Origin of the sequence: Nocardioides soli (assembly GCF_014191495.1) — a bacterium.
Classification (GTDB): Bacteria; Actinomycetota; Actinomycetes; order Propionibacteriales; family Nocardioidaceae; genus Nocardioides; species Nocardioides soli.
Genome location: NZ_JACHWR010000001.1, coordinates 672294 through 683822, shown reverse-complemented (window position 1 = coordinate 683822; position 11529 = coordinate 672294). Strand labels below are relative to the sequence as shown.

General features: G+C 71.2%; 8 protein-coding genes. All 8 read left to right on the top strand.

What is annotated here, in order from left to right:
• Window positions 1-77: 77 nt before the first annotated feature.
• The 8 genes from mtrA (at window position 78) to secA (ending at window position 11364) form a co-directional block, all read left to right on the top strand.
• The gene (mtrA, locus tag FHU40_RS03360; protein ID WP_183590856.1) at window positions 78-803 is read left to right on the top strand and encodes an MtrAB system response regulator MtrA; all 726 of its coding nucleotides are present in this window, start codon (window positions 78-80) and stop codon (window positions 801-803) included.
• Between the two features lie 9 nt (window positions 804-812).
• Window positions 813-2444 (top strand): MtrAB system histidine kinase MtrB, encoded by a 1632-nt coding sequence (mtrB, locus tag FHU40_RS03355; RefSeq protein ID WP_183590855.1) that lies wholly within the window; start codon window positions 813-815, stop codon window positions 2442-2444.
• On the top strand, window positions 2441-4195 hold the full coding sequence (locus FHU40_RS03350; protein ID WP_183590854.1) for an LpqB family beta-propeller domain-containing protein: 1755 nt from the start codon (window positions 2441-2443) through the stop codon (window positions 4193-4195). Before mtrB ends, FHU40_RS03350 begins: the two co-directional genes overlap by 4 nt.
• A gap of 63 nt (window positions 4196-4258) precedes the next feature.
• On the top strand, window positions 4259-5002 hold the full coding sequence (locus FHU40_RS03345; protein ID WP_183590853.1) for a ComF family protein: 744 nt from the start codon (window positions 4259-4261) through the stop codon (window positions 5000-5002).
• A 419-nt stretch (window positions 5003-5421) separates the two neighbouring features.
• The gene (gene hpf, locus FHU40_RS03340; RefSeq protein WP_183590852.1) at window positions 5422-6045 is read left to right on the top strand and encodes a ribosome hibernation-promoting factor, HPF/YfiA family; all 624 of its coding nucleotides are present in this window, start codon (window positions 5422-5424) and stop codon (window positions 6043-6045) included.
• A gap of 114 nt (window positions 6046-6159) precedes the next feature.
• Complete coding sequence (locus FHU40_RS03335) at window positions 6160-6843, top strand: response regulator (RefSeq protein WP_252275194.1); 684 nt, start codon at window positions 6160-6162, stop codon at window positions 6841-6843.
• Window positions 6844-7263: 420 nt separating this feature from the next.
• Window positions 7264-8484 (top strand): winged helix-turn-helix domain-containing protein, encoded by a 1221-nt coding sequence (locus FHU40_RS03330; RefSeq protein WP_183590851.1) that lies wholly within the window; start codon window positions 7264-7266, stop codon window positions 8482-8484.
• Window positions 8485-8541: 57 nt separating this feature from the next.
• A complete protein-coding gene (secA, locus tag FHU40_RS03325) occupies window positions 8542-11364 on the top strand; it encodes a preprotein translocase subunit SecA (protein ID WP_183590850.1) in 2823 nt (940 codons plus the stop codon).
• Window positions 11365-11529: the final 165 nt, after the last annotated feature.

Genomic DNA, 11529 nt, shown 5'->3' with positions numbered 1-11529 from the left:
GTCTCGAGATCACGGTGAGCAGAGCCCGTTCCTCGCGAGCGCAACGCGACCACCGAGCAACTGTCATGATGGATGCCATGAGCGAGCCCGCCGCGGCGCCATCGGGCGCCCCGTCCGACCCCCACACCAAGGGGCGGATCCTCGTGGTCGACGACGACGCGTCGCTGGCGGAGATGCTCACGATCGTGCTCCGGCAGGAGGGCTTCGGGAGCCGGATGGTCGCCCGCGGTGACGAGGCGCTGGAGGCGTTCCGCGCCTACCGACCCGACCTGGTGCTGCTCGACCTGATGCTGCCCGGCAAGGACGGCATCGACGTGTGCAAGGAGATCCGGGCGGAGTCCGGCGTCCCGATCGTGATGCTCACCGCGAAGGGCGACACCATCGACGTCGTCGTCGGCCTGGAGTCCGGCGCCGACGACTACGTCGTCAAGCCCTTCAAGCCCAAGGAGCTGGTCGCCCGGATCCGCGCCCGGATGCGCCGCTTCGACGCCCCGACGTCGGAGGCGCTGTCGATCGGCGACCTCACCATCGACGTCGCCGGCCATGCGGTCGCCCGGGCCGGCTCGCCGATCAACCTGACCCCGTTGGAGTTCGACCTGCTGGTCTGCCTGGCCCGCAAGCCCTGGCAGGTGTTCACCCGCGAGGTGCTGCTCGAGCAGGTCTGGGGCTACCGGCACGCCGCCGACACGCGGCTGGTCAACGTGCACGTGCAGCGGCTGCGCTCCAAGGTCGAGCACGACCCCGAGAACCCCGAGATCGTGGTGACGGTCCGGGGCGTCGGCTACAAGGCCGGGACTGTGTGAGGCACCGACATGCTGCACCTGCGCCCCCGCGGGTCGCACTGGCTCCCTGATCCGGTACGCCGTGCGTTGACCTTCTGGCGCCGCTCCATCCAGGCGCGGGTGGTCGCCAGCACCGTCCTGCTGTCGATGGCGGTGATCGGCATCGTCGGCTGGTACCTGCTCCAGCAGACCCGTGACGGCCTGCTCGACCACCGGGTCGACGCGGTCGTGGCCGAGGCGAACGACGAGACCGCCGAGGCGCGGGTCCGCCTCGAGGCCGCTCCCGGCACCGACGCCGACGTCGCCAGCCAGCAGCGCGACCTGGTCGAGCCGATCATCCAGGCCGGTGACACCCGCGGCTTCGCGGTGGTCCTGGCCGGCCCGACCGGCGGGGGCGGCCGGATCTCCGACGGGGGCGCGAACTTCACCCAGGGCCTCGACACCAGCAGCGTCCCGCTCGACCTCGAGAAGCACTTCGACCGGGAGGCGCCGACCGCCTGGACCTACACCACGATCCGGAGCACCGACGCGGCCGGCGTGACGACCGAGCGTCCGGGCATCGTCGTCGGCTCGCAGGTGCTGCTGCCCGCCGACGCCCAGACCTACACGCTCTACTACCTCTTCCCGCTCGACGAGCAGGAGGAGACCATGGCGCTGGTGACCCGGGCGCTGCTGACCGCCGCGGTCCTCCTCGTCGTGCTGGTGGCCGGCATGACCTGGCTGGTGACCCGGCAGGTCGTCACGCCGATCCGGATGGCGCGCCAGGTCGCGGAGCGGCTGGCGGCCGGCCAGCTCCAGGAGAGGCTGCGGGTCTCGGGCGAGGACGACCTGGCCCGGCTGGCCACGTCGTTCAACCAGATGGCCAGCAACCTGCAGCGGCAGATCCGCCAGCTCGAGGAGCTCAGCCGGGTCCAACGCCGCTTCGTCTCCGACGTGTCCCATGAGCTTCGTACGCCGCTCACGACGGTCCGGATGGCCGGCGACGTCCTGCACGACGCCCGGCGCGACTTCGACCCGGCCACCGCCCGCGCCGCCGAGCTGCTGCAGACCGAGCTCGACCGCTTCGAGACCCTGCTCGCGGACCTGCTCGAGATCAGCCGGTTCGACGCCGGCGCCGCCGTGCTCGAGCTCGACGACCTCAACCTCGTCGACGTCGCCCACCGGGTGGTCGACGCGACCCGACCGCTGGCCGCCCAGCGGGGGGTCGAGATCGTGGTCGACGCACCGGACCACCCGTGTCTGGCGGAGGCCGACGTACGCCGCATCGAGCGCGTCGTGCGCAACCTGGTCACCAATGCGATCGACCACACCGGCACCGACCGCGCCGGAGGCGACATCGTGGTGGCCGTGGCCGGCGACGACCACGCGGCCGCGATCACGGTGCGCGACTACGGCGTCGGCCTGGCGCCGGGCGAGGCGGCCATGGTGTTCAACCGGTTCTGGCGCGCCGACCCGGCCCGGGCCCGCACCAGTGGCGGCACCGGCCTCGGCCTGTCGATCTCGCTCGAGGACACCCACCTCCACGGCGGCTGGCTGCAGGCCTGGGGCCGGCCGGGGGAGGGCGCCCAGTTCCGGCTGACGCTGCCCCGTCGCGCGGGCGCGGTGCTGCGCCACAGCCCGCTCGCGCTGGTGCCCTCCGACGTGACGGAGCCGGTGACATGACCCGCCGCCGTACCCTCCTCGTCGTCGTGGCCGCCGTCGCCGCGGCGCTGGTGCTGAGCGGCTGCGTGGGCATGCCGGAGAGCGGCCCGGTCGTCGAGACGCAGTCCGGAGGCGGCGTCGCCGGTCAGCCCGGCGTCTACATCGACCCGCGGCCGCCCCAGGAGGGCGCGACCCGGGCCGAGATCGTCCAGGGCTTCCTGGCCGCGATGACGGCGACGCCGATCCAGACCAACACCGCCCGCGAGTTCCTCACCCAGGACGCCGCCGCGTCGTGGACGCCCGAGGACGAGACGATCACCTACGCCGGCAACCCCCGCATCGCCGAGAGCGGCGTCGGGGTCTCGGTCACCCTGCGCGATCCGGACCATCTCGACGCCCAGGGCGCCTGGCAGGGCCCGCTGCCCCGGGCCCGGCGGATCGTGCAGCTGCCGATGGCCTTCGAGGAGGGCGAGTGGCGCATCGACCGGGCGCCGGACGCGCTGATCGTGCCGGAGTCGTGGTTCGCCCGCCGCTACCGCCAGGTGTCGCTCTACTACTTCGATCCCACCGCCTCGATCCTGGCGCCGGAGCCGGTCTTCGTGCCGAAGGGCAAGCAGCTCGCGAGCACGCTGACCCAGGCGCTGCTGCTCGGTCCGAGCGCGGGCCTCGACCGGGTGGTGCGCAGCTTCATCCCGCCGGGACTGACCGTGAACCTGTCGGTGCCGATCTCCGACGAGGGCATCGCCGACATCGGGCTCAAGGGCGACGGCGGCGACCTGACGCCGCAGTCGATCGAGCTGATGATGGCCCAGCTCGCCTGGACGCTGCGCCAGGAGGACGAGATCGAGGCGCTGCGCGTCTCGATCAACGGCCAGTCGGTCCCGCTGCCGGGCGGGGTGAGCGCCTACCGCGTCGACGGCGGCAGCGAGTACGACCCGGCCGGCTGGCAGGCCAGCCCGCTGCTCTACGGCCTGCGTGAGGGACGGCTCGCCTCCGGTGCCGGCGGCACCCTGGAGCCGGTCAGCGGCCCGATGGGCGCCGACGCGCTGGGCGTGCGGAGCGTGGGCGTGAGCCTGACCGCGACCCGGGCGGCCGGCGTGACCGAGGACGGCCGGGTGGTGGTGGCCGCCCCGGTCAGCGGTCGGGACGCCGGACAGGCCCGCACCGTGGTTACCGGCGGCACCGATCTGCTCGAGCCCGCCTGGGACTTCTCCGACCGGATGTGGCTGGTCGACCGCACCGCGGGCGGCGCCGCGGTGTCGTACGTCGGCGAGCGGGGCCGGCACGAGCTCGAGGTGCCCGGCATCACCGGGCGGCAGGTGCGCAGCTTCGTGGTCTCGCGCGACGGCACCCGCCTGGTCGCCGTCGTACGCCGGCCCGCCGGCGACGAGCTGGTCCTCAGCCGGATCGCCCGCGACCGCAGCGGCCGGATCCTCTGGGCGACGCCGGCCCGGCCGATCTCCGGCGAGCCGGACAGCGACCTGCCGATGCGTGCGATCGCCTGGCGGACGCCCACGAGCCTGGCGATCCTCAGCCCGTTCGCCGCGACGAACAAGCTGGTCCAGCTCTACCTGGCCTCGGTCGACGGCGCGCCGGCGGCCGACGGCACCTCGACCACCGTGCCGGGACCGCTGCGGTCGCTGGCCGGCTCCCCGGCGGCGGGCGACCCGCTCTTCGGCGTGGGTCGCCGCTCCATGGTCAACCTGTCGGCCGCCGACCGGCCGACCGTGCCGCTCGCGAGCGGCACCACCGGCGTGACCTACGTCGGCTGAGCCTTGTCCACAGCCGCGGACCGTGGCCTTGAGCGGGTCCCCGCGGGGTGGTGGCATCGGCACATGCCCCGCGAGACCTGGGCCGACCTCGCCGACGCGGCCGCCGACCTGCTCCTGGGGCGACGCTGCGCGGGCTGCGGCCGTGCCGGGCGGGTGCTCTGCGGAGACTGCGCGGACGGGCTGCCCGACGGGGCGGCACCGGCCCGGCCCGACCCGGTACCGCCCGGGCTGGCGCCGCCCTTCGCGGCGGGGGAGTACGCCGGGGTGGTCCGGGCGCTGCTGCTGGGCCACAAGGAGCGCCGGATGCTCGGGCTGCGCGATCCGTTGGCCCGGCTGCTCGCCGACGCGGTCCGTGCGGCGCTCGCCGACCATCCGGACGGCCCGGTGGTGCTGGTGCCGGTGCCGTCGCGCCCGGGCACCGCACGGACGCGCGGCCACGACCCGACCCTGCGCATCACCACCAGGGCGGCGCGCCGGCTGCGCGGGTCCGGCGCCGACGTGGTGGCGGCGTCCCTGCTGCGCAGTCGTCCGGGGGTCGTGGACCAGGCGGGCCTCGGGGCCGACGATCGGGCGGTGAACCTGGCCGGCTCCATGCACTGCCCCTCCGACCGGCTCCGGGCGCTGGCGGCGCGGCGTACCCAGGCCCGGGTGGTCGTCTGCGACGACGTGGTCACGACCGGATCGACGCTTCGCGAGGCCCAGCGAGCCCTCGAGGCGGTGGGTCTCGAGGTGGTCGCCGTGGCTGCGGTGGCCGCGACACGCCGACGGGGTCGAGGCGGGGGACCTTGGGCCCTTTCGTCTCCTTGACCTTCGGACTAACGTCTCTGCATGGAGTCCGTCCGGGTCCGTGGTTGCGTCGTCCAGGTGCCTCGGCCGAGCCGGGCGCAGGGTCGGCTAGCCGATGCCAGTCGCAGGCGAAACGGTCCACGTAAGACGGTCAGCGCCGCGATGCGGGGCGGACCGTCGATCACGGTGCGGCTTAGTGGTAAGTCCTGCCTCGGCACCGTCGCCAGATGCGGCGGTGACCGGGAGAAGGTCAGTAGTGGCAGAGAAGCTGCGAGCACCTCAGCAGGCGGTTGTGGGGTCGAAGACCAGGTCGGCCGGACGGACTCCTCCCCGACGCCGGGCCCATGCGGGTACCGGTGCTTCGGCGTACCCCCCACGAGGGTGCGACCGGAGCTGGCCGCCGAAACGCCGAGAAGCAAGTGTGCAATCGGGAGGTTCACATGGAAGTTGTGGTCACGGGTCGGCACTGCGAGCTGTCTGAGCGGTTTCGCAGTCACGTAGAGGAGAAGCTGTCCAAGCTCGAGAAGCACGATCACCGGATCATCCGGGTGAAGGTCGAGGTGGAATGCGAACGCAACCCGCGGCAAGCGGATCGCGCCGTACGAGTCCAGTTGACGGCGCTCTCCAAGGGCCCGGTGATCAGGGCCGAGGCCGGAGCCGCCGACAAGATGGCGGCGCTCGACCTCGCCCTGGACAAGATGGCCGCCCAGATGCGGCGTGCGTCCGACCGTCGACGTGTCCATCGGGGCGGGAAGACCCCGGTCTCCGTCGGGCAGGCGCTCGCCAACGGCGCGCCGCCCACGGAGATGACGCCGGACGACGTCGTCACCCAGGAGCGTCAGGTCGGGCCGATCGCCGTGACCGGGGACGGGCCGCTGGTCGTCCGTGAGAAGACCCACGCCGCCGCCCCGATGACGCTCGACCAGGCGCTCTACGAGATGGAGTTGGTCGGACACGACTTCTACCTCTACGTCGACAAGGAGAGTGAGCGTCCGGCGGTCGTCTACCGCCGCCGCGGCTACGACTACGGCGTGATCTCGCTCGACATCGGCGGGACCGTCTGAGACGACCCGGGGTCCGATCGGAAGACGCCGGTGGCCCGGACGGGCCACCGGCGTCGGCGCGTCGGATCACCCCGATGTGGGGCGCCCACGGCCCAGGCGTGCCATGATGCCCGCGTGGCAGAGCTGACGAAGGAGCGCGAGCGCGAGCCGATCCGGGTGCTCGTGGTCGACGACCAGGAGCTCTTCCGGCGCGGCCTGACGATGCTGCTCGGCGCGGAGCCGGGGGTCGAGGTGGTCGGCGAGGCCGGCGACGGCGTCGAGGGGACGACCCTCGCCGAGCGCACCGCGCCCGACGTGGTGCTCCTCGACATCCGGATGCCCAAGCGGTCCGGCATCGAGGCTTGCCTGGCGATCAAGGAGGCGGTGCCGTCGGCCAAGATCGTGATGCTGACGGTCTCCGACGAGGAGGCCGACCTCTACGAGGCGGTCAAGAGCGGTGCCGCCGGCTACCTGCTGAAGGACTCCTCGATCGAGGAGGTCGCCCAGGCCGTCCGGGTCGTGGCCGACGGGCAGTCGCTGATCAGCCCCTCGATGGCGGTCAAGCTCATCGACGAGTTCAAGCAGATGTCGCGCCCCGAGCGCGATCACACCGCCGGGCTGCGGCTCACCGACCGCGAGCTCGAGGTGCTCCGCCTCGTGGCGCGCGGGATGAACAACCGTGAGATCGCCAAGGAGCTCTACATCAGCGACAACACGGTGAAGAACCACGTGCGCAACATCCTCGAGAAGCTCCAGCTCCACTCGCGGATGGAGGCGGTCATGTACGCCGTCAAGGAGAAGCTGCTTGACTTGCCGTAGGCCGACCGAGGAACGAGGTCGGGCTACGAAAGCAAGGCAGGTTGAGGAGCGTCGACGCAGGGCCGAGCTTGCTCGGGACTGCGTGACGCGTCTCGAAACGCGGTGAGTCGGGGAGTAGCCGCGACTGCTGTCGGGTGTGGTGGTTTCGAGGCTCGGCGCTGGGGCTCCTCGCACCTCAACCACCGTGTCGCTGGTTGAGGTGCGAAGGCCGCCAGGCCTGAGCCTCGAAACGCGGTGAGCCGAGAAGCAGCCATCACTGCTGTCGGGTGTGGTGGTTTCGAGGCTCGGCGCTGGGGCTCCTCGCACCTCAACCACCGTGTCGCTGGTTGAGGTGCGAAGGCCGCCAGGCCTGAGCCTCGAAACGCGGTGAGCCGAGAAGCACCGGCCACCACTGTCGGCGCGCTCCTCTAGCCTCACGGCATGGACTCGCTGAGCGTCGCCCAGGCGCGCCGGATCGCGCTGGCCGCCCAGGGCTTCCTCGACCGGCCGCACGCGGCGCCGACCATGCGCACCCTCCAGCGCACCCTGGAGCGCACCGGCGTGCTCCAGGTCGACTCGGTCAATGTGCTCCAGCGGGCCCACTACATGCCGCTCTACTCCCGGATGGGTCCCTACGACGTCGAACTGCTGCGCCGGGCCGCCGAGCGCCGACCACGGCGGATCGTGGAGTACTGGGCCCACGTCCAGGCGTTCATGCCGGTCGAGCTCTGGCCGGTGATGCAGCACCGGATGGACGACTACCGCGCCAAGCGCGGCAAGTGGGGGTTCGTCGCCGAGAACGACGTGCTGGAGAAGAGCCTGCTCGACGAGATCGCCGAGCGCGGCGCCTCCACCGCGCGCGACGCTGCGTCATGGGTGGGCGACGGCCTTCCCCGGGAGAAGGAGAACTGGGGCTGGAACTGGTCCGCGACGCGTCGCATGCTCGACTACCTCTACACCTCGGGCCAGGTCGCGATCGCGGGTCGCAACAGTCAGTTCGAGATCCGCTACGACCTGCCCGAGCGGGTGATCCCGCCCGCCGTCCTCGCGCGGCCCGTCCCGACGCGCGAGGAGGCGGCCCGCGAGCTCGTGGTCCGGGCGGCCCGCTCCCACGGCGTGGCGACGGTGCAGGATCTGCGCGACTACTACCGGATGCCGGTCGCCGACACCGCCGCCGCGGTGGCCGAGCTGGTCGAGGAGGGCGAGCTGGTGCCGGTCGCGGTCGACGGCTGGCGGCGCGCGGCGTACCTGCACCGCGACGCCCGCGTGCCCCGGCGGGTGGACGCCCGCGCGCTGCTCAGCCCGTTCGACCCGGTCGTGTGGGAGCGGGCCCGCACCGAGGCGCTCTTCGACTTCCGCTACCGCATCGAGATCTACGTCCCGGCCGACAAGCGCGTGCACGGCTACTACGTGCTGCCGTTCCTCCTCGGCGACCGGATCGTTGCCCGGGTCGACCTCAAGGCGGACCGCCAGTTCGAGGCCGGTGCGGGGCGGTTGGTCGTCAAGGCGGCATACGCCGAGCCCGGGGCGCCACCCGACACGGCCGAGCAGCTCCACGCGGAGCTGCTCCGACTGGCCGGCTGGCTGGGGCTGGGGTCGATCTCGGTCGAGACGCGGGGCGACCTGGCCACAACTCTTCGGAGGCTGGGCCACGCTGGGTAGAGTGGCCCAGCCCGCCCCATATCAGTGCCGCCGTCGGCGACCCAGGAAGTTGGACCAGTGCCTGCCATTCTCGACAAGATCCTCCGCATCGGCGAGGGCAAGATCCTGCGTCAGCTCGAGGCCGTGGCCAAGGCCGTCAACGCCATCGAGGACGACTTCGTCGCGATGAGCGACGACGAGCTGCGAGGCATGACCGACGAGTTCAAGAAGCGGCTGGCCGACGGCGAGTCCCTCGACGACCTGATGCCCGAGGCGTTCGCGACCGCGCGGGAGGCGGCGCGCCGGGTGCTCGGCCTGCGCCCCTTCGACGTCCAGATCATGGGCGGCGCCGCGCTGCACCTGGGCAACATCGCCGAGATGAAGACCGGTGAGGGCAAGACGCTGGTCGCGGTGTTGCCGGCGTACCTCAACGCGCTCGAGGGCAAGGGCGTCCACGTCGTCACCGTCAACGACTACCTGGCGAAGTACCAGTCCGAGATGATGGGCCGCGTCCACAACTTCCTGGGCCTGACCGTCGGCGTGATCCTGCCGGAGATGCGCCCCGAGGAGCGGCGCACGGCGTATGCCTGCGACATCACCTACGGCACCAACAACGAGCTCGGCTTCGACTACCTGCGCGACAACATGGCGGGGTCGATCGAGGAGTGCGTGCAGCGCGAGCACAACTTCGCCATCGTCGACGAGGTCGATTCGATCCTGATCGACGAGGCGCGCACCCCGCTGATCATCAGCGGCCCCACCCAGGACGACGTCCAGTGGTACGCCGAGTTCGCGAAGGTCGCCCGCAAGCTCGAGCGCGACGTCGACTACGAGGTCGACGAGAAGAAGCGCACGATCTCGGTGCTCGAGCCCGGCATCACCAAGGTGGAGGACCACCTGGGCATCGAGAACCTCTACGACTCGGTCAACACGCCGCTGATCTCCTTCATGCACAACTCGATCAAGGCCAAGGAGCTCTTCCGCAACGACAAGGAGTACGTCCTCATGGAGGGCGAGGTGCTCATCGTCGACGAGCACACCGGCCGCATGCTCGCGGGTCGCCGCTACAACGACGGCCTGCACCAGGCGATCGAGGCCAAGGAGGGTGTGCAGGTCCGCGAGGAGTACCAGACGCTCGCGACGATCACCCTCCAGAACTTCTTCCGCCTCTACGAGAAGCTCTCGGGCATGACCGGTACGGCCATGACCGAGGCGTCCGAGTTCGACAAGATCTACAACCTCGGCGTGGTCCCGATCCCGACCAACAAGCCGATGGCCCGCATCGACCAGGCCGACCTCGTCTACCGCACCGAGGAGGCGAAGTACGACGCGGTCGTCGACGACATCGCCGAGCGGCACGAGAACGGCCAGCCGGTCCTGGTCGGCACGGTCTCCGTCGAGAAGTCCGAGCACCTCTCCGACAAGCTGCGCAAGCGGGGCATCCCGCACTCCGTGCTGAACGCCAAGGTGCACGCCGACGAGGCGAAGATCGTCGCGATGGCCGGCCACAAGGGCGCGGTCACGGTCGCGACCAACATGGCGGGTCGCGGCACCGACATCATGCTCGGCGGCTCGGTCGAGTTCCTCGCCGACCAGGAGCTGCGCAAGCAGGGCCTCGAGCCCGGCGGCGAGACCGCCGAGCAGTACGACGAGGCGTGGCCGGCGATGGTCGAGCGGATCAAGCAGCAGGTCGCGACCGAGCACGACGAGGTCCGCGACGCCGGTGGTCTGTACGTCGTCGGCACCGAGCGCCACGAGTCGCGCCGCATCGACAACCAGCTGCGCGGTCGCTCCGGCCGTCAGGGTGACCCGGGCGAGTCGCGGTTCTACCTCTCGCTCCAGGACGAGCTGATGCGGCTCTTCAAGTCCGACTGGGTCGACCGCGTGCTCCAGGTGCTGAAGATCCCGGACGACGTCCCGATCGAGAACAAGCGGGTCACGAACGCGATCGCCAACGCCCAGGGCCAGGTCGAGTCGCAGAACTTCGAGTCCCGCAAGAACGTCCTCAAGTACGACGACGTGATGGACCGGCAGCGCAAGGTGATCTACGCCGAGCGTCGCGAGGTGCTCAAGGGCAAGGACCTCCAGGAGCAGATCCGCGGCTTCCTCGACGACACCGTCGCCGGCTACGTCAACGGCGCCACCGAGGACATCGCCGAGCAGTGGGACCTCGACGCGCTGTGGAACGCGCTGCGTCAGATCTACCCCGTCTCCGTCGACCACCGCACGATCGTCGACGAGGTCGGCAGCGTCGACCACATCGACCGCGACGAGCTGATCGGCACGCTGCAGGCCGACGCGCACGCGGCGTACGAGCAGCGCGAGCAGGAGATCGGCGAGCCGGTCATGCGCGAGCTGGAGCGCCGGGTGGTGCTCTCGGTGCTCGACCGCAAGTGGCGCGAGCACCTCTACGAGATGGACTACCTGCGCGAGGGCATCTACCTGCGGGCCTACTCCCAGCGCGATCCGCTGGTCGAGTACCAGCGCGAGGGCTTCGACATGTTCACCGCGATGATGGACGGCATCAAGGAGGAGTCGGTCGGGTTCCTGTTCAACCTCGACGTCCAGGTCGAGGAGGAGCCGGAGGGCGAGGTCGACTTCGAGGTCGAGGTCGAGGAGGAGGAAGCCGTCGAGCCGATGGCGCGCACCCTCCCGTCGGCCGAGCAGCCGAGCATCCGGGCCAAGGGCCTCGACCGTCCGGCCGCCCCGCAGAACCTCTCCTACTCGGCGCCGTCCGAGGACGGTGAGGCCGAGGTGCGGTCGGGCACGGTCACCACGGAGGACGACGAGTTCGCCAAGGTCGGCCGCAACGACAAGTGCCCCTGCGGCTCGGGCAAGAAGTACAAGCAGTGCCACGGTCGCCCCGGCGGCCCGACCGGCCTGACGGCCCGGATCAGCTGACGTCGCGCTTGGTTGAGGAGGGCGCGCCCACGGTGGTTGAGGAAGGCGCGCCCCACGGTGGTTGAGGAAGGCGCGCTAGCGCCTGTCTCGAAACCACGTGCTGCATCCGACGGTATCTCGCGATCAGCGCCGCCGGTCCTCTCACCGGGTTTCGACGCGCGGTCA

What these genes read in the sequence shown, in the direction of transcription:
- mtrA (WP_183590856.1), top strand. Translation starts at nt 78, where the DNA reads ATGAGCGAGCCCGCCGCGGCGCCATCGGGCGCCCCGTCCGACCCCCAC.
- mtrB (WP_183590855.1), top strand. Translation starts at nt 813, where the DNA reads ATGCTGCACCTGCGCCCCCGCGGGTCGCACTGGCTCCCTGATCCGGTA.
- FHU40_RS03350 (WP_183590854.1), top strand. Translation starts at nt 2,441, where the DNA reads ATGACCCGCCGCCGTACCCTCCTCGTCGTCGTGGCCGCCGTCGCCGCG.
- FHU40_RS03345 (WP_183590853.1), top strand. Translation starts at nt 4,259, where the DNA reads ATGCCCCGCGAGACCTGGGCCGACCTCGCCGACGCGGCCGCCGACCTG.
- hpf (WP_183590852.1), top strand. Translation starts at nt 5,422, where the DNA reads ATGGAAGTTGTGGTCACGGGTCGGCACTGCGAGCTGTCTGAGCGGTTT.
- FHU40_RS03330 (WP_183590851.1), top strand. Translation starts at nt 7,264, where the DNA reads ATGGACTCGCTGAGCGTCGCCCAGGCGCGCCGGATCGCGCTGGCCGCC.